This window comes from Nostoc sp. (genome assembly GCF_036917975.1).
Taxonomy (GTDB): domain Bacteria; phylum Cyanobacteriota; class Cyanobacteriia; order Cyanobacteriales; family Nostocaceae; genus Nostoc.
This window is the reverse complement of sequence record NZ_JBALEJ010000003.1, coordinates 24,632-47,263: the sequence shown is the minus strand read 5'-3', so window position 1 is coordinate 47,263 and position 22,632 is coordinate 24,632. Positions and strand designations below refer to the sequence as shown.

Below are 22,632 nucleotides of genomic sequence, written 5' to 3'. Positions count from 1 at the left end.
CTGATTGAAAATGGAAGTGTGCATCTGTAATGTTAACACTGGCGACTGTTATAAAATTTTGTCGGGTCACACAGATCGAATTCTCTCAGTATCATGGAGTCCAGATGGTCAAACTCTAGCAAGTGGCAGTGCTGATTTTACGATTCGACTTTGGAAAATTAGTGGAGAATGCGATCGCATTTGGTAAATCTATAAAACATTATGCGATCGCTAGCGGCAGCTAAAACGGCACTATTCAAAATTAAAGACATTTCATTTACGATAAATCATCAAAAAGACGCGATAAATCGCCGTCTCTACAATAATCAATCTTTCGTCTTGACGGCGATTCATCGAGTTTCTTGTCTTAATTTTCAGTTACCCATTTATACCAATTATCTAACCCTACACCAGTAGTTGCAGAAACCTGAAAAATATTAATTTGGGGATTCACCTGTGTAGCATATTCTATACACTTTTGCACATCAAAATCTACATAAGGTAGCAAATCAATTTTCGTGATAATCATTACATCACTAGCACGGAAGATATGCGGGTATTTTAGCGGCTTATCTTCTCCCTCTGTGACAGAGAGAATTACGACTTTTGCCTGTTCTCCCAAATCAAATAAGGCTGGACAAACCAAATTTCCGACATTTTCAATCATCACAACTGAATTCAGTGGCGGATTCAGTTGTTGTAAACCTCTGTCTATCATTGAGGCATCTAAATGACAGCCTGTTCCCGTGTTTATTTGGATGACTTTAGAACCTGTTTCTTTAATTTTTTTGGCATCGTTAGCAGTTTCTTGGTCGCCTTCAATGACACTAATAGATAATTGCTGCTTTAAATCATTGATTGTGCGAGTTAAAAGAGTTGTTTTGCCAGCACCGGGAGAACTCATTAAATTTAAGGCGAGAATATTTCGACCTTTAAACCATCCCCGATTCTGGGCTGCTATTAAATTATTTTTTGCTAATATATCCTGTTCTAATGATATCGTTGTATTGTGTATTTTGGCATGAATTTGAGGCGCTTCTATATCAGTGTCGTGACTATGGGAGTGAGTAATGACAGTACCATCTGGTAAAGTATGAGTATGGTGATGATGGTTATGTTCAGCTTCATCTGTTTCTAAATTGGTAATTTTAGCTTCACCATCATCCGAACAACCACAGGTTACACACATAATTCCTCGATTTCTATTTCTTTAATTTTCAGTTCTTCACCAGTAATTAAATCTAATTGCACGCTACCGCAGTTACAAATACCAAATGGTTTATCTATAGCAATTTCTGCACCACATTGGCGACACTTTGCTAAACCGGGAATTTCTACAATCTCTAATTTCGCCCCTGCTAAAATAGTGCCTTGAGTGCAAATATCAAAACAAAATCGGATAGCGTCGGGCATAATGGCTGAAAGTTTGCCGATTTCTAATAAAACTCGCTGCACTTTTGCGCCTTTGGCATTTTCAGTCACAATTGCCACAATATTTTGAGTAATTCCAAGTTCGTGCATACGATAAAATCTATTAAAAATTAACAAATTCGTGGTAATTGGTCGCCTACTAACATATCAACAATCCTTTCAGCACCAAAAACTGTTTTTAATAATACGATACCTGGGGGTGAGGTAATAACTTCGCCAATAATACAAGCGTCTTTGCCTGCTGGGTGAGATTTCATCGCCGATAAAATATTGTTAGTATTCTCTTTTGCAGCTACTACAACTAATTTACCTTCATTAGCTAAATACAATGGGTCTAAACCGAGAATTTCACAAACTCCGTTGACTTCTTCCCGTACTGGAATAGATTCTTCAAAGAGGCGAATTCCCACATTTGAACTGAGAGCAAATTCATTTAAGACTGTAGCTAAACCACCGCGTGTGGCATCTCGCATAGCATGAACTTGTGGACATACATGGAGAATAGTTTCTACTAAACTATGCAATGGCTGACAGTCACTTTCAATAGTAGTTTCTAAGGCTAATTCGCCACGGGCAATTAAAATTGCTGTCCCATGATTGCCTATTTCGCCATTAATTATTACTGCATCTCCAGGTTTAATATTGTAAGCAGAAATATTAACTCCTCGTGGGATGATACCAATACCAGCAGTATTAATAAAGAGTTTATCGGCAGCACCTCGATGTACAACTTTTGTGTCACCAGTGACAATTTGAACACCAGCTTTTTCTGCGGCTGCTTTCATACTGTTTGCGACACGGCGTAAGGTTTCGACGGGTAATCCTTCTTCTAAAATTACGCTACAAGTTAGGTATAAAGGTTTAGCACCACTGACAGCTAAATCATTAACTGTGCCGTTAACGGCTAATTCTCCTATATCACTACCGGGGAAAAATAACGGGTCTACAACATAAGAATCTGTTGTAAATGCAAGTCTGTCTCCTTGTTGGAGGAGAGGGGTTAGGTTGAAGCTGGCTTGGTCTTCTAGTTGTGAGAGAATTGGGTTATCAAAATTGCTGACAAAGATATCATCTATTAAATCGCGCATGGCTTTACCACCGCTACCATGTGCGAGAGTGATATGAGTTTCTCGTACTTTAGTTTGGCGACGGCGGACTTTTTCTATTTTTTGGAATAGGGGATTTTGTATTGGGTTTGTGGGTAGGAAATTCATATTAAACTTTTTTTTAAACGCAAAGGGACGCAGTAGACGCTTTTGCGGCTTGCCGCAGGCTGGGAAGCGCGGAGGTACGCTGAGTATTAGTCTGAGGAGAAGCCGCAGGCGGGGAGGGGTTCTTGAGTGATTTTTGGTTTTTGGGTGATTGTTCTTTTGGCAATTGTGGAGAGTCGCCCGTATTTGTAATAGGCTGCACAAGCACCTTCGGAAGATACCATACAAGTACCGATTGGTGTTTCTGGTGTGCAAGCTGTACCGAATACTTTACACTCCCAAGGTTTTAAGACTCCTTTAAGAATTTCGCCACATTTACAAGCTTTATGGTCGGCTACTTTGAGGTTAGGAATGGTAAATTTAAGTTCGGCATCAAATTGGGCATATTCAGGTTGAATTTTTAATCCTGAATAGGGGATGTCACCTAAGCCACGCCAATCAAAACTATCTCGCACGGCGAAAACTTTATTTATGGCTTGGAGGGCTACTGTATTTCCAGATTTTTGGACAATTCGGTTATATTGATTTTCAACTTCGCAACGATTTTCTACTAACTGTTGCAATAGCATCCAAATTGATTGGAGAATATCTAAGGGTTCAAATCCTGAGACGACAATCGGCTTATTATATTGTTGGGAAATAAATTGGTATGGGTCAGTGCCAATTACCATACTGACATGACCAGGGCCAACAAATCCATCTAGTTGTAAGTCGGGATTATCTAATAGTGCTTTGAGGGCGGGAATCACGAGGACGTGATTGCTAAACATACTAAAGTTAGGAATTTTTTCGGCTGCTGCTTGCAGAATGGTGAAAGCAGTGCTGGGGGCTGTGGTTTCAAAGCCTAATGCGAAGAAGACTACTTCTTTGTCGGGGTTATCTCTGGCAATTTGCAGGCTATCTAGGGGAGAGTACACCATACGGATATCTGCGCTTTGTGCCCTGGCTTGCAGTAATGTGGTGTTGGAACCGGGAACCCGCATGGCATCGCCAAAGGTGGCAAAAATGACGTTATGATTTTGGGAGATTGCGATCGCATCATCTAATCTCCCTTTTGGCATCACGCATACTGGACAACCAGGCCCATGAATTAGTTCGATGGTTTGGGGTAATATTTCTTCGATGCCGTATTTAAATATGGAATGGGTATGTCCGCCGCATACTTCCATGATTTTGATGGGTTTTTCTAGCTGGTGGGATAATTTAGCGATTTCGCGGCGGATGGCTTCAGCTTTTTCTGGTTCGCGGAATTCGTCAACATATTTCATAAAAATTGGGAAATAGTAGGTTTTAAGTTAAATATTTCTTGATTCTCTCTGTGCCCTCTGCGCCTCTGCGGTTTGTTAAATTAGGTATTCATTTGCTAATTCTTGGAATAGTTGTAATGTTTCTGCGGCTTCTTGTTCGTTAATTCGATTCATCGCAAAGCCAACATGGACTAACACCCAATCACCAATACAAGCTTCGGGTGGGTGTTGTTCATCTACGATACAAGCAATATTTACTTGGCGCTTAACACCACCAATGTTAACTAGGGCTAATTTATGGTTAACGTTGGTAATTTCTATAATTTGTCCGGGGATTCCTAAACACATTTTGTTATTTTTGAAGATGAAATAACCACAGAGGCGCGGAGAACACAGAGAGAATTATTTGTGAGATAAATTTTGTCAAATATCAACACTCATGTATTAATTGTGCGGCTGCAATCACTGCTTGTCCTAAAGATAACCCGCCATCATTAGCGGGAACTAAACTGTGAGTAAGTACTTTTATTCCTAATGTTTGTAATCGTTTGGTAACTTGCTCTAATAATATACAATTTTGAAATACTCCTCCTGTTAAAGCTACCTGACTAATCAGATTTTCTTGGCTAAGATACTTAACCATTTCCACAATGGCATTTGCTAAACCTTTGTGAAATTTAGCAGCCATAACTGGTTGGGGAATCTGCTGCTGTAAGTCATTAAGCAAGCCTTGCCACATTGGACGCGGGTCTATACAATAAATACTATCTGAAAAGCTAAAACTAAAAGGATAGATTAGGGTTTCTTTATCATTATTTAAGCTACTAACATCTACTATAGCTTCCATTGCGATCGCAGCTTGTCCTTCATAGCTACATTCTTCTCTATAAATACCGATAGCCGCCGCCACTGCATCGAACAATCGCCCCACTGAAGAAGCTGGAGGAGAGTTAATCCCTTTCTCTATAAGTTGATTGAGTAGTGTAAGTGGCTTGTTATCTAAAAATTTTATAATTTCTAAATAAGCATACTTTTGTTCGCAATCATTCCAAAGGTTAGCAGCTAATAATTGGGCATAAGTATTACGCCAAGGCTGATAAATTGCTTGTTCACCACCAAGCATTGCTACTGGTTTAAATGTTGCTAGTCGTTTAAATTTCTGGTAATCTGCTAAAAGAAATTCTCCACCCCAGAATGCGCCATCGTCGCCGTAACCTAAACCATCTAAAGCGATACCTAATATTGGAGGCGAATCTAAAGGAATTTCATTTTCAGCCATGCAGGCGGCGATATGGGCATGATGATGTTGAACTGGATAAATTTTGATTTGATTTGTGTTCGCAAGTTCTTTACCAAGTTTGCTTGAGAGATATTCAGGGTGTTTATCAATGGCAATTATTTCTGGTTGATGTTCAAATAAATTTAAGTATAAATTTAAAGTTTCCTGGTAAGCATTAAAAGCCGCAGCATTTTCTAAATCTCCCAGATGTTGAGAAAGAATTGCTTCTCCTTCACGCAATAGGCAAAAGGTATTTTTTAACTCACTACCCATTCCTAAAATTAGCGGTACATTCTGAAATCCTGGTGGTAAACTAATTGATGCTGGTGCATATCCTCTGGCACGGCGAATTGTTTGAACTTTATCACCAAGAACACGCACAACCGAATCATCTACCCGATTAATAATCTCTCGATTGTGAAAGATAAAATAATCAGCGATTGTCCCTAATTTTTCTCTTGCCTCGTCATTATCAATACATTGTGGTTCATCAGCAAGATTGCCACTTGTTAAAACAATTGGGCGATTCATCCGCCGCAGAATTAAATGATGCAGGGGCGTATAAGGAAGCATGAAGGCAAGGGTATTTTGCCCTAATGCAACTGACGATGCTAATTGTTTTTTACCTGAAGCTTGTAATAAAACAATTGGTGCAGCAGAACTGGTTAATAATTCTTTTTCTTTGGCGTTGACAATACAATATTGTTCAATTATCTCAACATCCCGCGCCATTAAAGCAAAGGGTTTATGATAGCGCTTTTTACGCTGACGCAGTTTTTGTACAACGGTTTCCTGTGTTGCATCGCAAGCTAGATGAATACCACCTAAGCCTTTAATTGCCACAATCTCACCTTTTTGCAACAAGGTACAAACAGCATCAACATCATCTAGCATGGAAAACATGGAAGCAGTAACCGATTTACCATCAGCGCGTTCTAACCAAGCTGTGGGGCCGCAAATATGACAAGCTATAGGTTGGGCGTGAAAACGGCGGTTTTCGACATCGTGGTATTCCTTTCCACATTCTGAACATACGACAAACGCAGACATACTGGTATTGCATCTGTCATAAGGAATGGCATGAATAATACTCAGGCGGGGGCCGCAATGAGTGCAATTAGTAAAGGGGTAACGGAAAAAGCGGCTAAAGGGGTCGAATATTTCTTGTTGACATTGCAAACAAGTGGCTGCATCAGGGGTAATTTCTGTTTTAATGGCATTACTGACACTACTAGAAATCACAAAATTATCAAATGTCAATTCACCTTCATAAATAGTTCTAGTTAGTTGATTAATTCTTGCCAAAGGTGGACATTCTGTTTGCAATCTGGCAACAAATTCTGTTAATGCTTCTTCACTACCAGATACCCGAATTAAAACACCTTGTCCATCATTACAAACATCTCCACGCAAACCGCAGGCTTTAGCCAGACGATATACAGTAGGGCGAAATCCTACTCCTTGAACAGTACCACGAACTCTAATTTCTTCAGTCGGCATATAAATCTGACTTTACAAAATTACGAATTACGAATTACGAATTACGAATTATTAAACTGCCACAGCAAAATTCGGTTATTTCCAGAATCAGCTATCACTGCTGTATTACCACAAATTTTTATCCCGTAACACCAATTTAAGCTATCTCGTTTAGGTAGTCCGAAATTACGATTTTCACCTTTATTTTGAAAATTTATTTGTCCTGCTAACCCATCTGCCACTACACCTTGCAGTGATAAAATGGATTCTAGCTTTCTCCATCCTAGCAACCGAGAATTAGCTGTATCTGCAACTACTAACCAATCTCCAGCCACCCCGACACCATAAGGCATACTCAAACTACTAGCGCTTGGCAAATAAACTCCTTGATTCATTTCCACAAAATCAAAGCTTTTTTGTCCTAAAACTACTGCACAAGGGGTATTATTTTCTGTTGGTATTCCCTGCCAAATCATCACTCGATGATTACCTGCATCGCTGACAACTAAATTTTCTCCCCAAAGGGTAATATCGTGACACCAACGCATACTCGCTGCGGTTGCAGAAGCACCGCCGTTTTCATTGCGAGATATCATATCTGGTTGTCCCAAAACTACATCAGCAGGCTGACCATTTTCTGTTGGTAACTGATGCCAAATTAATACCCTTCGATTACCAGTATCGGCAATAAATAGCCGTCCTTGATGATAGAAAACACCATAAGGCCAGTGCATTGTACTGGCGGATGCTTGTTGACTTCCCCGATTTGGTTCATTATCGATAAAATTAGCTTGTCCTAACACCAAATCGGCTGGAACATTGTTATCTTCTGGTAAGTTTTTCCAAATTAAAACTCGATGATTCCAAGCATCTGCGACAGCTAATCCTTCACCGCAAGCACAAATCCCTGTTGGTACACTTAAGGTTGCACTTCCCTGTGTACTTTTAGCATTTTGTCCTTCATGATAAAAGTCAGGTTGTCCAATTACCCAATCAGCAGGTTGACTATCTATTGTGGGTAATTTTTTCCATCCTAATAATCGATGATGTCCTGTATCTGATACCCATAAAGGGCCGGTTTTTGATAACAAACAAGCACCACGAGGCCCAAACATTGTTATGGGACTAGGTGCTACAGGTATCACTAATTCTTGTGGTTCAATAATGTTACCTAAAATTACCTCTGCACCATGAGGTGATAGAGGTAAATATTGAGAAATTTCTGTTGCTTCTAGCGGTAATTGTGATATGGGATTAATTATGATTGGGATATCCATGAACCGCAGATAGACGCTGATAATTATTTAAAAACATTAATGTTGATTAGCATGTAACAACAGTAACAATTTTGCATTATGTTTTTTCAAATTCAGTTAAAACCTCTAATCAACTTCTGTATTAATCAAGCTTAAAAAAATTAATATGGCTTTTAGTAAGTTTTGCTACATAGCGAATTTTTGACATGAGTGCGCGATTTACTGAAATGAGAAAGCAAACTGGGGTTTGAGAAAGTAAAAGCTTATTTTGCTTGCGGAAAACACTAAAATGAGTAAGTCAAATAACCTTTTGCTTGCGGAAAACACCAAAAGGAGTAAGCAAACTGGAGTTTGAATAAGTCAGAGCTACTTTTGCTTGCGGAAAACACTAAAATGAATAAGCAAACTGGGGTTTGAATAAGTCAAATGACCTTTTGAGAAAGTAATATGCCTTTTTACTTTCTCAAAACACTAAAATCAATACCTGAATTACACAAATGAGAATGAATTCAGGGATATTGAGAAAGCATTCGGGCATTTTGCTTGCACAAAACACTAAAATGAATGCGCGAACTACTGAAATGAAAAAAGCAAATTAGCCGTGATTTACTAATTGCCAAGTATATTTGCTGAAATCTTACCTTCGCATGATCATTTTTGTAGTTTAACAAAAACCTTATCATCTTTAACCTTGACTGGATACGACTGAAGCGAAACATTAGGCACGGTTAAGCATTTACCTGTTTCTAATTTGTACTGGAATCCGTGGGCAGGACAGGTAATAATACCATTTTCAACTTTACCCTTTTCTAAGGGAGATCCTAGATGGGTACAAGCATTACGGTAACATTTAACTGTAACGCCTTGACGATGTAAAATTAGTGAAGTACCAGCAAGTTGTACTGCGACTACGCTAAACTCAGGAACTTCATCAATAGTTGCTACTTTGATCCAAGTACAAGTTATTTTTGAAGAGAATGGACTGATTAAACCAGAATTCGCGTTTTTAACAGCAGGGTTATTATTGACTGCAACAACTTTAGTAATTTCAGGACAATGGTTTTTTATTACCTGTTCTACTCCCTGAGATAAAGTTAAAGTAGAAGCCGGACAACTGCTGCAAGTTCCGATTAATTTGACTTCTACTGTATCTGGGGGCTTAATTGCTACTAGTTCTACATCCCCATTATGGCTTTTTAAACCTGGGCGAACTTCTTCAAGGGCTGTTTGAATTCGTTGTGCTAATGGTGGTTTTGGTGGTTTTACTAGTTCGTGATAAAGCAGTACTGCGTATACTACCTCATCAGTAACAGCATAACGCAAAGCTGACATTGATTCTTGCTTGAGGCTTTTAATTAAATTAGTCAATGCCGCTTTGTGCAAAGCTTCAATTGCTCTTTTTAAACCGACTGCTACACACCTTTGGCTTTCATCCCATTCGGATATAATTGCCTCAAAGCGGTTAATTTCCCGAACTAATTCTTCAAGGTTTGTCATTAGTCATTAGTCATTAGTCATTGGGCAAAACAGTTCAGAGTCCCGTTAGTGTTAGCAGGGCATTTAGGGAGCATCCCAATTTTGCAAGAACATGTTTGTCATTGCGAATGAAGCGACAGCGTAGTGTTCGCGTAGCGTCTCGTAGAGAAGCAATCCCATATCTTGCGATTGCTTCACTCCACTTTGCGCTCGCAATGACAATTTGTAACCTGAATTTGATAATATAACTTGCACATTTGGGATGCTCCCGGCGTTTAGCCTGTTCTCAGTCTTGAGTAAAAAAGTGAGATTCCCTACTCATTACTCAGCACTCAGCACTCATAAGGGGCATTGGTTATTCCTAAATTACCAATGACAAATTACTTCGTTTTAAAATCTTTGAGGAGAAATGGCATAATCAAGCCTGTCACTAAGCTAGATAATGTTATTGGTAGGCAGAAGGGAATATCAGCTTGTGCAAATAACACTAGCAGTAACGAACCGATAGCGGTCGCGATGGCAGTTTTTTGGACAAAATATATAGGGTCGCGTAGTAATTTTCCTTTGAAAAATAACTTAGCAGAAAACCATCCAAGTTCTAACATGTTTCCTCCTAATAATGTGTCAATAAATTAAGTATGGCAAACCCTAATAGGATTGCAGGAATTACACCAGCAGGGGCGAATAAAGCACCAAGCATTGCTGAAAGCTGATAGCCGATATCTTTTCCAGCTAACAGCATTCCACCAATAGCACCGCCAAGCATAGATAAGGCTGTTGCTATAATTATCCACACTAATCCTGTTATTATGCTCAAGTCACCATCTGCTAAACTTGTGAGAAAATCTCTCACAGAAGGGTTTGTTAAAATATCTCTCATGCTGTTTTGTTCTCCTGATGATGAGGGGGTGGATGAGGGAGAATAATCAATGCTCAATGCCCTATTTCTATTTCAATATCTTGTAAAGCTTGGGCTACTATCTCTGCTTGTTCAGTTTGTTGATTTTGGGTAAATATTTCTAATGCTTGTTGATAGTAAACACGAGCTTTGGAGAGATTATTAGGATTACCCGCTTCTGGTTTTTCTGGGTCATCGGGTAAGTTGAATAAGGCGTTGGCTTTGTTTGAAATTGTGTTAGCGTATTCTAGAGGTGTATCTTGGAGATTACGCACTTTTAGCGCTTCATCATAAGCTGCGATCGCACGTAAGTTATTCTCCACAGGATGGGAACTCACTAAATATTGCAAAGCATTACCTAAGTTGTTTTGCAACATTGCATATTCTCTGGGATGATCGATCAGATTAATATGCTTGAGTGCGACCTCAAATGATTGCACAGCTAACCCTTGACGCAAGTATTCCCGTTCTGATGCCAGTGGCATAGAAAGGTAAGCGATCGCAATATTGTTATATAAAATCGCGTATTCTTGGGGGTAATCTTCCCAAGTGAACACCCGCAAAGCCTCATGATAAGCCTGGATGCTGTCGGTTATCCGCGCCAAATTGAAGGGTACTAGTGACTGCAACACCAGCCCAAAATTCATCTGTGTCTCTGCTACTTCCTCAGGCGTTGCCAATTGCTGTAAAATCGGTAACGCCTCTTCATAACCTGCTTTCGCTTGCATCAGCAGTTGGTAATCAGCATCCGGTATTGCTTGTAACGTCCCTGCCATCCCCACTTGCGCCCTGGCTTTCAGTAGGGGATACTCCTCACCACACATTTCATAAGCCCGGTAATATAAGCCAACTGCATTCCGCAAGTCTTGGGCTGTTTTGGGCTTTTTTTGAAAACCCTGTGCGATCTCAATCAGCATTTGGATTTTTTCTTCTGCTGAAGCTGACTCCGATGCAACAGCTGCTACCGCAGCTTTCACCGCCGAATCTGTAATGCTGGGGGTCATAACTCTGCCGTACTCTAGCCAATTGGGAATTGAGTCCAACACCCATGAATAATCGAAACACGCGATCGCATCTCATCACGGGCCATACTGATTTACGCAGGCTTCGAGTCCTTTAGGCGGAATTCCCCTTTTTGTCTAAGACGAGGGATTAGTGACTGGTGACTAGGGACTGGGAATTAGGGAAGAGTTTCCCAGTACCCAATACCCAATACCCAATCCCCAATACCTAGTCCCCAATCTCTAAAATATAAAACACCCTATTTCTAAAATTCTAGGGGGAAATTGCTAATATTAATGTCAGCTTTAAACACCTAATATTTTTAAAATACTTTTTGTATCATCGTATTATACAATTTAAATATTTTTTATTGAATTGTTGACATACATATATACAGTATTTTACCAGCCAATTTTTGTATACTCCAAAGATTCACCACGGGAGCATCTCACCTTTGCAAATATACCAGGCGATTAGAAATCGCGGCTACACAAACGAAGTCCGCCTACGCGGACTGAAAGAATTTGAAACCCACGGAGGTGGGTTTTGTTTGTATAGCCGCGAATTCCATTCGCCAGGGCAGGCGTGTTTTTACATTCATTGAGATGCTCCCATTTGCCACAGGATCGTCAAAAAGACAATTTTATTTTTGTTAAAGATGTTACATATATAACAGACACAGCCTTTAAAATAATCTTAATTAAATCTAAACTATTGTTAATGATTAATTCTTTTTTAATGAAAGAGAATTAAATCAAAAACTATCTTAGTATTGAAAAACAAATATTGATAAACAGGTGAGACTTTACAAGCATTATCACCTACATCATGCCTGGGAAACAATACAAAAATACCTAGCCGATGACTAACGTACTATGGCTACAGGGTGGTGCTTGTTCAGGCAACACCATGTCATTCCTCAACGCCGAAGAACCGACAGTCTGCGATTTGATCGCTGATTTTGGTATCAATATACTTTGGCATCCTTCCTTGGGATTGGAACTAGGCAACGATTTGCAAACACTGCTACGAAATTGTATTTCTGGCACAATTCCTTTAGATATCTTGGTATTTGAAGGCAGTGTTGTTAACGCCCCCAACGGCACTGGTGAATGGAATCGGTTTGCCGATCGCGCCATGAAAGATTGGTTAGCAGACCTCGCCAAAGTTGCTAAATTTATTGTCGCTGTAGGAGATTGTGCCACCTGGGGAGGAATTCCCGCCATGTCACCCAACCCCAGCGAATCAGAAGGTTTGCAATTTCTCAAACGTCAAGAAGGTGGCTTTTTAGGGAAAGATTTTCTCTCACAAGCCGGATTACCTGTAATTAATATTCCTGGATGTCCCGCCCATCCCGACTGGATTACGCAGATATTAGTTGCGATCGCTACTGGACGCATAGCAGACATTGCTTTCGATGAACTAAATCGTCCCCAAACCTTCTTCAACACCTATACCCAAACAGGTTGTACCCGCAACGTCCACTTTGCCTACAAAGCCTCAACCGCCGAATTTGGTCAGCGCAAAGGCTGCTTATTTTACGACTTGGGTTGTCGCGGCCCCATGACCCATTCTTCCTGCAACCGCATCTTATGGAACCGCGTTTCTTCCAAAACTCGCGCTGGGATGCCTTGTTTAGGTTGCACAGAACCAGAATTTCCCTTCTTTGATCTCAAACCAGGAACCGTATTTAAAACCCAAACAGTAATGGGAGTTCCCAAAGAATTACCGCCAGGGGTGAACAAAAAAGACTACGCCTTACTCACAATGGTTGCCAAAGACGCAGCACCACCTTGGGCAGAAGAAGACTTTTTTACAGTTTAGTCATTAGTCATTAGTCCTTTGTCATTTGTGAAAAACCAATGACCAATGACCAATGACCAATGACAAATCACCAATGACAAAGGACAAATAACAAATGGGAATTCAATCATTAGACATTTCGCCCGTCGGTAGAGTTGAAGGCGATTTAGATGTCCGAGTCGATATTGAGAATGGGCGGGTAGTCAATGCCTGGACACATGCCGAACTATTTCGCGGATTTGAAGTGATCCTACGCGGTAAAGATCCCCAAGCCGGATTAATTGTCACGCCTCGCATTTGCGGCATTTGCGGCGGTTCTCACCTAACTTGTGCATCTTGGGCATTAGATACAGCCTGGGAAACAGAAGTTCCACGTAATGCAATTTTGGCAAGAAATCTCGGTCAAATTGTCGAAACAATCCAAAGTATACCTCGCTATTTTTATGGATTGTTTGCCATTGATTTGACTAATAAAAAATATCGCCATAGTCGCTTTTATGACGAAGCAGTTAGACGCTTTGCTGCTTTCACTGGCAAATCTTATGAACTAGGCATCACAATTTCTGCCAAACCTGTAGAAATTTATGCACTATTGGGTGGACAATGGCCGCACAGCAGTTATATGGTGCCTGGTGGCGTGATGTGCGCCCCAACACTAACAGACATTACCCGCGCTTGGGCGCTTCTCGAATATTTCCGCACCAATTGGTTAGAACCAGTGTGGTTAGGTTGTTCTTTAGAACGCTACGAACAAATCCAAACTTATGATGACTTTAGAGATTGGCTGGATGAAGACCGCAATCATCGAGATTCCGACTTAGGTTTTTATTGGCGCATGGGTTTAGATATCGGTCTAGACAGATATGGCGCTGGTGTTGGTAAATATGTCACTTGGGGATATTTAGCCCATGAAGATAAATACCAAAAGCCGACTATTGAAGGGCGAAATGCGGCGATGATCATGAAAAGTGGAGTGTACGACAGCTTCGCAGACACTCACGTTTTAATGGATCAGTCATTTACCCGCGAGAATACAACTCACTCTTGGTACGATGAAGGGACAGAAAATATTCACCCTAGCGATCGCACCACTAAACCCACTGCAATTAATACCAAAGACTTCGATAACGCCTACTCTTGGGCGAGTGCAGTCCTGCACAAAGACTTCGGACGTTTAGAAGCTGGCCCCTTAGCGCGGCAATTAGTAGCCGGTGGTAAGCATGGCGAATCTTGGCAACACTACGACCCCTTCATCCTCGATGTCTTCAAACAAATGGGTGGTGCTAGTATTCATGTGCGTCAGCTAGCACGAGTTCATGAAATTGTCAAGTTATATCGGCAAGCTGAACACTGTTTGCGCGAATTCAAATTAAACGATCCTTGGTATATCAAACCCAAAGAAAAAGATGGACGCGGTTGGGGTGCAACGGAAGCTGCACGTGGTTCCTTGAGTCACTGGGTAGAAGTGGAGGGCGGTAAAATTAAGAATTACCAAGTCATTGCCCCAGGTACTTGGAATATTGGCCCTCGTGATGGTGAAGGAATCCGTGGCCCCATTGAAGAAGCTTTAATTGGCACACCCATTTACGATTCTAGCGATCCGGTGGAAGTTGGTCATGTGGCGCGATCGTTTGATTCATGTTTGGTGTGTACAGTCCACGCCCATGATGCTAAGACTGGTGAAGAGTTGGCGCGTTTTCGGACAGCTTAAGTCTCAAAATTCTTCCGGCTTTCTATCACCATTTCTTCAATCCATCAGTTCTTGTAGCTGTTCAAGACTCATTTAGTCGTCGTTAATGGCACTGCAAAACTTGAACAGCAGTCAACTTTAGATCAGCAAATACTAGCGAAGCGATGCCTGCGGCGGGCGCTTGCGCCAACGCACTATCTCCTAGATACACCTTCTCCTCATAAAAACCCTCTACCCATTCCAGAACTGTCACTCGCTGTTGTATCGGATCAACAATCCAATACTCAGCAATACCCCGTGCGGCATACTCAGATCGCTTATAGCGATAATCACGACTACTCTGATTTGGACTTACCACTTCAACCACTAATAACGGCGGTGGCATCTCTGGCATTACCGTAGATCGTTTAGCCCCCTCCATCGCCGTCGCCAACTTCTATCACAATATCTCTAGGACTTACGCGCTTAATTTAATTATCAGGTGCGTTAGTCATAGGGTAACGCATTCAGCTTGTGAGATTGCGCCTTCAGTTTCCATTTCAGCGATCGCAGTAAAATTTTTCATATCAGAATCATCGACAACGCCCCCTTTACAGCTTACTGGATTGGCCATCTACCTTAGCGTAGGCGTAGCCCGTCGTAGACATCGCTCAAAAAACAAATTTATAATCTGCATTCCAACTGAGTACTTACGAATTAACAACAATCAAGGGCGGCAAATGACAAATGACGATTCCCGCTAGTTAGGTTTATTTGCTTCACTTTACTTACTACTCTCTAGTCAAAAAATGAATCTTGGCTTTTATTTTCCCATTAGATTGGAGGTAAGGCAATTTAGAGGTATTAACAAATACAGCAGCTATAAATCACTTGTGAGAAACTAATAATGGTGTGAATAAAACTAAGTAGTGGGTGCAATCTGTAGATGCGTTAGCGTACCCTTTGGGATCTTGCTACGCGAAGCGTGTCGTAGAGAAGCTTGCCGAAGGTATCACTATCTGAATTTATCAATTTTCTTCGATGATAAATTAGTCAAATAAAACGCGCACTTACACACAAAATTATCAGGTAATTAAAATGTCTTACAATTCAGAAGATGTGGAACAAATCCTGCAAATAGCACTCACCGATAAACAAGAAGGTGAATTTTCACGAGAACAGCTTGTAGAAATGGCCTCAGAGTTAGGTATTTCTACTAATATTTTGGAAAAGACTGAACAAAAGTGGTTAGCTCAACAAGAAGAAGAACTTTTGCGAGGCACATCTAATACTTTACGACGCAGAGACTTTCGGACACACTTTATTTCCTTCATAGCAGTGAATTTATTTCTAATCCTGCTAAATTTAATTACTAGTCCTAGTTATTTTTGGTCTATCTTCCCGATATTAGGATGGGGGTTAGGACTGTTTTTTCATTGGTGGAATGTTTATCACACTAAAACAGAGGATAAGTAGATAACTTTTCAGAAATGGCGCACATAAACTTAACTGTCTAGGGGTTTAACTATTAATTTGACAGTTGTAACGTAACACACTAAAACTTTTAGAAACAGTGCGTTAGGCTTGCATTAATGCACTTGCATAAAACAGCAATTTACACGGTAAGCTTGTGTCTGATTTAGCGCTACATAATTATCTCCCTCGCGTTCCCGATGCAGCATTGCAAGAATACATAGAATGGTGTGTTTTAGAGCAGGCTAAAGCCGCAGAATGTAACTTTACTCCAGATAGAAGTAAGTTAGATAATTTGCCACCAGAAGACTACGTTCCTAAACTTGTCGAGCAGTTCATGAAAGTTAAACCAGACCCAATTAAAGCCGGTTTGGTAGCTGCGATCGCAGGTAAGGAAGCTGACAAACACGCTTTATCCGGTTTAGCGATCGCGGCTGATTTTGTATCTCTTTATGTCAAGTATTTAATTCCTAAAGAGGGAAGTACTAAAGAACAGGCTGAAGAGATATTAACTCAAGCATCACAACATCAGTATGAGAAACTGACTGAAGTCGCCCAGAAACATGGTGTAGCTTTATAGTTTCCTGCTGATAAATTATTTTTCAGAGGCTTTGTCTGTATTTTAGATGTTGGACAAAAAGCTTTGTTTGTGAATGACATTCGCAAACAAAGTTTCTGTTCATCATAAATTATCTGATTCTAGTAATACAATGCGATCGCTAAACTTAGCCGCCAGTTTGCGATCGTAAGTCAGCACCTGAGTGTCAGATTGAATTGCTGCTGCCACGAATAACGTATCGTAGAACGAATGACTTGCCTCGACTGCCAGTTTTAGAGCAACATCCCGAATTTGAGAACTAGAAATCATTACATCAACCAGTGCCTCAGCATCTTGCAGCGCATCTAAACCTATTTGCAACGGTAGTTGCCGAAATTGTACCCATTGCCAAATCACATTGCCCAACTCGGCAAACAACGAATCAGGCACCACAATCTGATCTACAGTTTCTAAAGCAGCGATCGCCTGTTCATACCTATCCTCTACGTGTAAGAGCGCATAGGCAAATACCATCGTATCAATCACCATCAGGGTTGTCCTTCTGATTTCCAAGTCTGCACCCGACTTTCTGATTCCATCGGTAACGCCTTTGCCCGTTGACGAATACGAGTAAGCACTTCATCACGTTGTCCATAGCGTTTTTGCAACAAATCGCGGACTTCTTGCTCCATCGAAATCCCCTTTTGTCCCGCCAAGCGTTTAATGCGATCGACTAACTCATCAGATATATTGCGAATGGTAATTGTTGCCATACTGCCTCCTTTGCTAGTGCTATTTGACTAGCGGATTATTACCTTTATGCTAGCAGTTTGCTGGCATTCGAGTAGCCTAAATTATTTCAGCATCCCATGCTAACTATTATTGGTTGCGGCAATCTCAATCGCAATGACGACGCAGTAGGCGTAATCATTGCCCAGCGCTTACAAAAATATCTAGCCCAAAACCCTCACCCTCATGTGCGAGTTTATGACTGTGGCACCGCAGGGATGGAAGTAATGTTTCAAGCTAGAGGTAGTAAACAATTAGTAATTATTGATGCAAGTTCAACTGGTTCTGAACCGGGTGCTGTGTTTAAAGTTCCAGGAAAAGAACTGGAAGCAATGCCCGAACCTAGTTATAACTTGCACGATTTTCGTTGGGATAATGCTTTAGCCGCCGGACGGAAAATCTTTCAAAATGACTTTCCCGAAGATGTGACAGTTTATTTAATTGAAGCGGCAAATCTTGGTTTGGGACTAGAGTTAAGTCCTGCTATCAAACATTCTGCTGATTTAGTTTTTGAAGAGGTAGCTGCACTTATCAGTCAGAATAATAACTAATCCAAAATCCAAAATCTAAAATCCAAAATCGAATCACGCCCAATCCCGATAAACAGAAAGTTCATCTACCCTCATTTCAAAAGGTATGCCTTGACTTTCTGGCGGACAAACACGGATTTTAGCACTGTTAACAATTTCATATAGCAATGTCCCCATTGGCACAATTTTTTGTAAAACACGCCAATTAATAACTTGATCGGGACATTCAATTACCAATGTCAGAGCATTGGCGTGGGTTGTGACATACCACCGGCAATCAGACAGCAGATTTTGAATGGTGCGATCGCACGCTTCATAAAAGTATCTGCTAATAGAATCCTCTAGCTGTTGCCGCAGTATAATATCCGCAGATGTCGGTTGTATAGGATGTGAGTCATCACCATTGAAGTAATACATCTTTCTAGCCATCTCTCTTAGCTTCCTGCTTATATTCCAATCACCATTCCATAAAGTACATCTTTATTTGTTTCTAATAATTCTTGGGTTTCGTTATCATAATACGCACCAATTCCACTACACTGAATTCCCAAATAATTACTAGTTAAATAAAGTCTTTGCCCGAGAAAACCAGCTATTTGCATAGCAGTTTGATAATTTAAATAATCTGACACAAAAAATAAAGTTACAGCGCTATCTCTAGCAATAGCCTGATTAATACATAAGTAACCTGTCTTTTCACTAAAATTACCCGTCTTAACCAGATGTGTACCTCTATATAACCCAGGTGTCATTCCCTCTACTCGATGCACCACTGAGTAAATTTCTATCTCCTCATAGTTTTCTGTCGGTATTGATTGTTGAAGTTGTTGCACTACATATAAATAATCTTCTTGAGAAATAGCCTCTTTCCGGAAACGTCTAATAGAACGTCTATCCCAAACAGTTTGATAAAATTTATCCCGATCGAAATCAAATTGAGGATACTCTAATTTCTGCTGACGACTCTTTTGTTGAGTAGTTGCTTGATACGCATCTTCAATAAATTGATTGGATTCAAAATAATCTGTACCAGAGACAAAAGGAACTTTCAGCCTTAAGCTTCTGATTTTCTTGTCTTGTACTTCTCCTGACACCGCACAACCAGTAATAAACTCCTTATTCTCAAAACCCAAATCTGAATTGAGCGCAAGTTTATCAAAGTCAAAAACTAGTTGTATATTTTTTTTATGGAGATAAGCTGAAGCTGCAACGGCACCTAAATGGTGTCCGCTATCTAATAAGCAATATCTCATGCTTCTATTTTGATATTTCCAGCTAGACCTATAATAAACACAACTAATTAAAAAGATGAATCCGTTGATACATTTACCTGGTATAATATAACTCTCTAACCCATCATCAATTAATTCATAGATGAGAGTTAGACAATTATTCTCAACTTCTAGATGGTATATACCATTTACTATTCCCTCAACCCCGCGAATCTGTACGTAAACTTCTGTAGGATACAAAGCGCCTGCTGATGGATTCACCCGCAATTTATAAGGGCCATCTTTATATACTTTTTCTAGTGTTATCGCACTGGTTAATGAGATAAAAGAGTGAACAGGATTGTTGAGATTTAATTTTACTCTCCGATAAAACTTGGGATAAACTTTAAATGAAGATGGCTGTGTTGAAGCATCTACATAATTTGGATCGAGTTGTACCGATAAGTAAGAATGCTTAGTAGCGTCATGATAAGCTTTGCCCGACATCTGACTTGATGGCATTTTTAATTATCCTTAAGACTTCTACGTTACTAGCAAAATCTATCGCTTTATAATCGTCTAGGTTTTTTAAATATAAATTAGGATGATGTTGTAAAAGTAACTTGACAACTTCTGTCTTTCCGGCTGATGCTGCGTACATTAAAACAGTTGCACCGTTATCATTTTGGTTGTTAATGTCAATGTTATGAGCCAAGAGTAATTTAATTAAATCGTAGTGATTACCAAAACAAGCAAACCACAAAGCATTGTTGCGATCGCTATTTCGAGCATTAATATCCGCACTCGCATCAATTAGTTCTTTGACGACTGTATAAACTCCTTCTCTTGTAGCCTTCATCAAAGCTGTATCACCATTTTCACCCAGATGATTTAAATCGCTAGGATTATAGCCTTTTGCTATTAGCCATTGGGTTGTTACTTCACTCAATTTTTGACTGTTGGTTCGATTCATAACTACTCCTCAGTTAACTTTTTTACTAATATAAATTTGCTTGGCAAATAGAATGGTGAGCAATGCCCACCATTTTTGCAAAAATGTTATTTAAATCCTTTTAACTTACATATATGCTATCAACTTTATAAGTTGAAATTATGAATCATTTATAAAGAACAGCAAACATTCTTCTTAAAAAAGCGTGAAAAATAATGGAAAAGCAGTAATTTTTACAGTTTTCCTGCATAAGATAGATTAATAGCAGATATAGATTGATTTAGATCTCCGACTTCTTGAAGAAGTCGGGGATCTGCACTTGAATAGAGTGCGTATATTTTTAAATTTACTGGCAATGATAAGAATATAAAATATTGTCTACATCTTCGATGGTAAGACTTTGTTTATCAGCTAAAGTTTTCAATCTATGGGTAATATCTTTAAGCTGCGATAAATTAAATGAAAGTCCTAATTCATTAGCTCGGTGATTAACCGCCTGTTTTCCAGCTAATTTATGATTGATTAAAATTGAGCGCGTTACACCAAAACTCCGGGGATTAATAGCTTCATAAGTCTCAGAATTATTGAGCATAGCTTTAGTATGAATACCAGCTTTATGACTAAAAGCACTTTCCCCAAAAACACAGTGGTTAAAAGGAATAGAAATTCCAACTTTTCTCGCAACTAATTCATGCAAGTAACCAAGTTCATCCAAGCGATATTTAGATTTAATCTGCTCTGGATTTGTAGCATATAATCTAGCAATAAATCCAGCTAGTGAAGTAATACCATTGCGCTCACCAATTCCCAGAACAGAAGTGTCAATATGAGTTGCTCCTGCTTCTAGTGCTGTATAACTATTAGCATTTGCACATTCTGTATCATTATGACCGTGAAACTCAATATCTAAATTGGTGAATTGACGTAAAGTCTTGACTAATTCAAATACTTGCATAGGGCTGCTAATTCCTACTGTATCAGCAATTCCTATGCGTTTGACAACTCCTAACTTTTCAATCTTGGAGTAAATTGTGATTAAATCTTCTATAGAAGTGCGTGACGAATCCTCAGCAGAAAACCGTAACTCAATATCAGGTGCTTGCTGATGAATAAAAGTTAAAACTTCAGATGCTAAATCAATAATTTGATTAATATTTTTACCATGACTGAACTGACGCATCAAAGAAGAACTACCAATAGTTAAATTAATTCCAGCCACGCCTGTGGCTAAAGCAACTTTAGCATCTTCTAAGTGACAGCGGATGTGAGTTAATATTTTGGATGGCAAGCCTAACCGAGCCAATCGTTCACAGTCTCGTCTAGACTGAGGTGAAGCAATTGGTGACGTTAACTCTATATATTCCACTCCAAATGCAGCAAGGGCTTCAGCGATTTCGACTTTATCATCTGAAGAAAAATTGGCTTTGACGAATTGTTCACCTTCACGGAGAGTACTTTCTACAATTGCAAATTCAGATAGGGACATTGAGCAATCCTGGTAATAATTCTTGCTAAGTATATTTAATTGTTAGTTTTTATATTAACAGATTTGTATAATTGAGAAATAATTACTTTGGCTGATTCTTGGGGACTAGTTATAGTATCAATTATAAGGGAGCGATCGCTTCTATCCATCGCTTCTAAAATCTGTTTTGTCGTAACCGAATCATAGGTCTGGCTCTCTTCGACAAATATTTTTAGTTTATCCCGCAATTCTACATCTGTAACAACTTGTCTGCTTACAAGTTCTAAGATTTCTTGTTCTTCTTGACGAGTAAAATAAGCAGAAGCCTCCGGTACGCCAAAACTAGCAAAATTCGTCAGTGCTTCTGGCAGAATTTGCCTACTATTTTCTAGCTCTTGATTATCAATCCGATCAAAAGGATCGTGACGCTTGAGAAGCCTTTCTAAACGTACCTTATTTGGTGCGATCAACATTACAAATTTAGCATTTTCTAAAGTCGTCGCTGCATAGTTAACCTCATTTTCACCACGCAAACTATCAAAAACTAACAGAGAGTTAACTTGTTGTGGATTGATATATAGCGAAGCTAAAATACGACCCATTCCACCAGGGAAGTGTTCTCGATAAAGGCGAGCATAAGTTAGGCGTTTAATCCGACAAAGGGGTTGCACAAATTTATCTTCCATTTTTAACATCGGCGCAATTATTAAGCGTTCAGTTAAAGCGCGACGATTCGGTAAAAGTGTAAAATCTAAACCCTCTTCTGCCAAAGCTTTTGTAATTGTGCTTTTCCCTACGCCAGTCATACCCACTATGATTAGTAAAGGAAAAGTTGTTATTGGCAACCAGTCTTTAGGAATAGGAAATCCTACACCTACACCTGGACTTAAGTGTTCAAAAAATAGATTTTGCCTTATTGTATTAACTCGATATTGCACAATATA

The 22,632-nt window shown here is 39.7% G+C and carries 23 protein-coding genes and 2 pseudogenes; 6 read left to right on the top strand and 19 right to left on the bottom strand.

The genetic code is table 11. From position 1 onward, the window contains the following. Nucleotides 1-10: 10 nt before the first annotated feature. Nucleotides 11-100 (top strand): annotated as a pseudogene (locus V7K76_RS00620) (hypothetical protein); the annotation flags it as partial. Between the two features lie 246 nt (nt 101-346). On the opposite strand, the gene hypB reads toward V7K76_RS00620, so the two are convergent. The 11 genes from hypB to V7K76_RS00565 form a co-directional block, all read right to left on the bottom strand. Next, a complete protein-coding gene (gene hypB / locus V7K76_RS00615) occupies nt 347-1,168 on the bottom strand; it encodes a hydrogenase nickel incorporation protein HypB (RefSeq protein ID WP_334951121.1) in 822 nt (273 codons plus the stop codon). Then, nucleotides 1,159-1,500, bottom strand: a complete 342-nt coding sequence (gene hypA / locus V7K76_RS00610; RefSeq protein ID WP_334778795.1) for a hydrogenase maturation nickel metallochaperone HypA — start codon at nt 1,498-1,500, stop codon at nt 1,159-1,161. Before hypA ends, hypB begins: the two co-directional genes overlap by 10 nt. A gap of 20 nt (nt 1,501-1,520) precedes the next feature. Beyond that, complete coding sequence (gene hypE / locus V7K76_RS00605) at nt 1,521-2,624, bottom strand: hydrogenase expression/formation protein HypE (RefSeq protein WP_335029637.1); 1,104 nt, start codon at nt 2,622-2,624, stop codon at nt 1,521-1,523. An 86-nt stretch (nt 2,625-2,710) separates the two neighbouring features. Next, nucleotides 2,711-3,889 carry a hydrogenase formation protein HypD gene (gene hypD, locus V7K76_RS00600; protein WP_334778793.1) on the bottom strand — a complete coding sequence of 393 codons (1,179 nt, stop codon included), beginning with the start codon at nt 3,887-3,889 and terminating at the stop codon, nt 2,711-2,713. 75 nt (nt 3,890-3,964) lie between these two features. Beyond that, nucleotides 3,965-4,216, bottom strand: a complete 252-nt coding sequence (locus tag V7K76_RS00595) for a HypC/HybG/HupF family hydrogenase formation chaperone (protein ID WP_334778792.1) — start codon at nt 4,214-4,216, stop codon at nt 3,965-3,967. 82 nt (nt 4,217-4,298) lie between these two features. Next, on the bottom strand, nt 4,299-6,647 hold the full coding sequence (hypF, locus tag V7K76_RS00590) for a carbamoyltransferase HypF (RefSeq protein ID WP_335029636.1): 2,349 nt from the start codon (nt 6,645-6,647) through the stop codon (nt 4,299-4,301). Nucleotides 6,648-6,688: 41 nt separating this feature from the next. Further along, a complete protein-coding gene (locus V7K76_RS00585; protein ID WP_335029635.1) occupies nt 6,689-7,903 on the bottom strand; it encodes a hypothetical protein in 1,215 nt (404 codons plus the stop codon). A 630-nt stretch (nt 7,904-8,533) separates the two neighbouring features. After that, nucleotides 8,534-9,379 carry a NifU family protein gene (locus tag V7K76_RS00580; RefSeq protein WP_335029633.1) on the bottom strand — a complete coding sequence of 282 codons (846 nt, stop codon included), beginning with the start codon at nt 9,377-9,379 and terminating at the stop codon, nt 8,534-8,536. 359 nt (nt 9,380-9,738) lie between these two features. Then, complete coding sequence (locus V7K76_RS00575) at nt 9,739-9,963, bottom strand: hypothetical protein (protein WP_334764189.1); 225 nt, start codon at nt 9,961-9,963, stop codon at nt 9,739-9,741. 8 nt (nt 9,964-9,971) lie between these two features. Then, nucleotides 9,972-10,238: a hypothetical protein gene (locus V7K76_RS00570; RefSeq protein ID WP_335029632.1), complete on the bottom strand. Its 267-nt coding sequence runs from the start codon at nt 10,236-10,238 to the stop codon at nt 9,972-9,974. A gap of 53 nt (nt 10,239-10,291) precedes the next feature. Continuing rightward, a complete protein-coding gene (locus V7K76_RS00565) occupies nt 10,292-11,260 on the bottom strand; it encodes a hypothetical protein (protein ID WP_334951137.1) in 969 nt (322 codons plus the stop codon). A gap of 859 nt (nt 11,261-12,119) precedes the next feature. On the opposite strand from V7K76_RS00565, the gene V7K76_RS00560 reads away from it, so the two are divergent. Then, on the top strand, nt 12,120-13,082 hold the full coding sequence (locus tag V7K76_RS00560) for a hydrogenase small subunit (protein WP_323201399.1): 963 nt from the start codon (nt 12,120-12,122) through the stop codon (nt 13,080-13,082). 94 nt (nt 13,083-13,176) lie between these two features. Continuing rightward, nucleotides 13,177-14,772, top strand: coding sequence for a nickel-dependent hydrogenase large subunit (locus tag V7K76_RS00555; RefSeq protein ID WP_334951140.1), 1,596 nt, complete (start codon nt 13,177-13,179; stop codon nt 14,770-14,772). An 82-nt stretch (nt 14,773-14,854) separates the two neighbouring features. Here V7K76_RS00555 and V7K76_RS00550 read toward each other — a convergent pair. Then, nucleotides 14,855-15,187, bottom strand: a pseudogene (locus V7K76_RS00550) (Uma2 family endonuclease); the annotation flags it as partial. Nucleotides 15,188-15,828: 641 nt separating this feature from the next. Here V7K76_RS00550 and V7K76_RS00545 point away from each other — a divergent pair. Next, nucleotides 15,829-16,206 (top strand): 2TM domain-containing protein, encoded by a 378-nt coding sequence (locus tag V7K76_RS00545; protein WP_334779215.1) that lies wholly within the window; start codon nt 15,829-15,831, stop codon nt 16,204-16,206. 154 nt (nt 16,207-16,360) lie between these two features. Continuing rightward, the gene (locus V7K76_RS00540) at nt 16,361-16,783 is read left to right on the top strand and encodes a hypothetical protein (protein WP_334779216.1); all 423 of its coding nucleotides are present in this window, start codon (nt 16,361-16,363) and stop codon (nt 16,781-16,783) included. Between the two features lie 102 nt (nt 16,784-16,885). On the opposite strand, the gene V7K76_RS00535 is transcribed toward V7K76_RS00540, so the two are convergent. Both V7K76_RS00535 and V7K76_RS00530 read right to left on the bottom strand, forming a co-directional pair. Further along, nucleotides 16,886-17,290: a type II toxin-antitoxin system VapC family toxin gene (locus V7K76_RS00535; protein WP_334779217.1), complete on the bottom strand. Its 405-nt coding sequence runs from the start codon at nt 17,288-17,290 to the stop codon at nt 16,886-16,888. After that, entirely contained in the window at nt 17,290-17,514 is a 225-nt protein-coding gene (locus V7K76_RS00530; protein WP_334779218.1) for a FitA-like ribbon-helix-helix domain-containing protein, read from the bottom strand. Before V7K76_RS00530 ends, V7K76_RS00535 begins: the two co-directional genes overlap by 1 nt. A gap of 96 nt (nt 17,515-17,610) precedes the next feature. On the opposite strand from V7K76_RS00530, the gene V7K76_RS00525 reads away from it, so the two are divergent. Continuing rightward, the gene (locus V7K76_RS00525) at nt 17,611-18,081 is read left to right on the top strand and encodes a hydrogenase maturation protease (protein ID WP_334779219.1); all 471 of its coding nucleotides are present in this window, start codon (nt 17,611-17,613) and stop codon (nt 18,079-18,081) included. Between the two features lie 33 nt (nt 18,082-18,114). On the opposite strand, the gene V7K76_RS00520 is transcribed toward V7K76_RS00525, so the two are convergent. The 5 genes from V7K76_RS00520 to V7K76_RS00500 form a co-directional block, all read right to left on the bottom strand. Beyond that, nucleotides 18,115-18,489: a hypothetical protein gene (locus V7K76_RS00520; RefSeq protein WP_334779220.1), complete on the bottom strand. Its 375-nt coding sequence runs from the start codon at nt 18,487-18,489 to the stop codon at nt 18,115-18,117. Nucleotides 18,490-18,506: 17 nt separating this feature from the next. Continuing rightward, nucleotides 18,507-19,793 carry a SagB/ThcOx family dehydrogenase gene (locus V7K76_RS00515; RefSeq protein ID WP_334779221.1) on the bottom strand — a complete coding sequence of 429 codons (1,287 nt, stop codon included), beginning with the start codon at nt 19,791-19,793 and terminating at the stop codon, nt 18,507-18,509. After that, on the bottom strand, nt 19,756-20,244 hold the full coding sequence (locus V7K76_RS00510; protein ID WP_334779222.1) for an ankyrin repeat domain-containing protein: 489 nt from the start codon (nt 20,242-20,244) through the stop codon (nt 19,756-19,758). Before V7K76_RS00510 ends, V7K76_RS00515 begins: the two co-directional genes overlap by 38 nt. A 325-nt stretch (nt 20,245-20,569) precedes the next feature. After that, nucleotides 20,570-21,709, bottom strand: a complete 1,140-nt coding sequence (gene lysS / locus V7K76_RS00505; protein ID WP_334779223.1) for a homocitrate synthase — start codon at nt 21,707-21,709, stop codon at nt 20,570-20,572. A gap of 35 nt (nt 21,710-21,744) precedes the next feature. Further along, nucleotides 21,745-22,626, bottom strand: coding sequence for an AAA family ATPase (locus V7K76_RS00500; protein WP_334779224.1), 882 nt, complete (start codon nt 22,624-22,626; stop codon nt 21,745-21,747). Nucleotides 22,627-22,632 lie beyond the last annotated feature (6 nt).

Excerpts from the sequence above, each read along its gene's own strand:
- hypB (WP_334951121.1), bottom strand. The coding sequence starts at position 1,168 with ATGTGTGTAACCTGTGGTTGTTCGGATGATGGTGAAGCTAAAATTACC.
- hypA (WP_334778795.1), bottom strand. The coding sequence starts at position 1,500 with ATGCACGAACTTGGAATTACTCAAAATATTGTGGCAATTGTGACTGAA.
- hypE (WP_335029637.1), bottom strand. The coding sequence starts at position 2,624 with ATGAATTTCCTACCCACAAACCCAATACAAAATCCCCTATTCCAAAAA.
- hypD (WP_334778793.1), bottom strand. The coding sequence starts at position 3,889 with ATGAAATATGTTGACGAATTCCGCGAACCAGAAAAAGCTGAAGCCATC.
- V7K76_RS00595 (WP_334778792.1), bottom strand. The coding sequence starts at position 4,216 with ATGTGTTTAGGAATCCCCGGACAAATTATAGAAATTACCAACGTTAAC.
- hypF (WP_335029636.1), bottom strand. The coding sequence starts at position 6,647 with ATGCCGACTGAAGAAATTAGAGTTCGTGGTACTGTTCAAGGAGTAGGA.
- V7K76_RS00585 (WP_335029635.1), bottom strand. The coding sequence starts at position 7,903 with ATGGATATCCCAATCATAATTAATCCCATATCACAATTACCGCTAGAA.
- V7K76_RS00580 (WP_335029633.1), bottom strand. The coding sequence starts at position 9,379 with ATGACAAACCTTGAAGAATTAGTTCGGGAAATTAACCGCTTTGAGGCA.
- V7K76_RS00575 (WP_334764189.1), bottom strand. The coding sequence starts at position 9,963 with ATGTTAGAACTTGGATGGTTTTCTGCTAAGTTATTTTTCAAAGGAAAA.
- V7K76_RS00570 (WP_335029632.1), bottom strand. The coding sequence starts at position 10,238 with ATGAGAGATATTTTAACAAACCCTTCTGTGAGAGATTTTCTCACAAGT.
- V7K76_RS00565 (WP_334951137.1), bottom strand. The coding sequence starts at position 11,260 with ATGACCCCCAGCATTACAGATTCGGCGGTGAAAGCTGCGGTAGCAGCT.
- V7K76_RS00560 (WP_323201399.1), top strand. The coding sequence starts at position 12,120 with ATGACTAACGTACTATGGCTACAGGGTGGTGCTTGTTCAGGCAACACC.
- V7K76_RS00555 (WP_334951140.1), top strand. The coding sequence starts at position 13,177 with ATGGGAATTCAATCATTAGACATTTCGCCCGTCGGTAGAGTTGAAGGC.
- V7K76_RS00545 (WP_334779215.1), top strand. The coding sequence starts at position 15,829 with ATGTCTTACAATTCAGAAGATGTGGAACAAATCCTGCAAATAGCACTC.
- V7K76_RS00535 (WP_334779217.1), bottom strand. The coding sequence starts at position 17,290 with ATGGTGATTGATACGATGGTATTTGCCTATGCGCTCTTACACGTAGAG.
- V7K76_RS00530 (WP_334779218.1), bottom strand. The coding sequence starts at position 17,514 with ATGGCAACAATTACCATTCGCAATATATCTGATGAGTTAGTCGATCGC.
- V7K76_RS00525 (WP_334779219.1), top strand. The coding sequence starts at position 17,611 with ATGCTAACTATTATTGGTTGCGGCAATCTCAATCGCAATGACGACGCA.
- V7K76_RS00520 (WP_334779220.1), bottom strand. The coding sequence starts at position 18,489 with ATGGCTAGAAAGATGTATTACTTCAATGGTGATGACTCACATCCTATA.
- V7K76_RS00515 (WP_334779221.1), bottom strand. The coding sequence starts at position 19,793 with ATGCCATCAAGTCAGATGTCGGGCAAAGCTTATCATGACGCTACTAAG.
- V7K76_RS00510 (WP_334779222.1), bottom strand. The coding sequence starts at position 20,244 with ATGAATCGAACCAACAGTCAAAAATTGAGTGAAGTAACAACCCAATGG.
- lysS (WP_334779223.1), bottom strand. The coding sequence starts at position 21,709 with ATGTCCCTATCTGAATTTGCAATTGTAGAAAGTACTCTCCGTGAAGGT.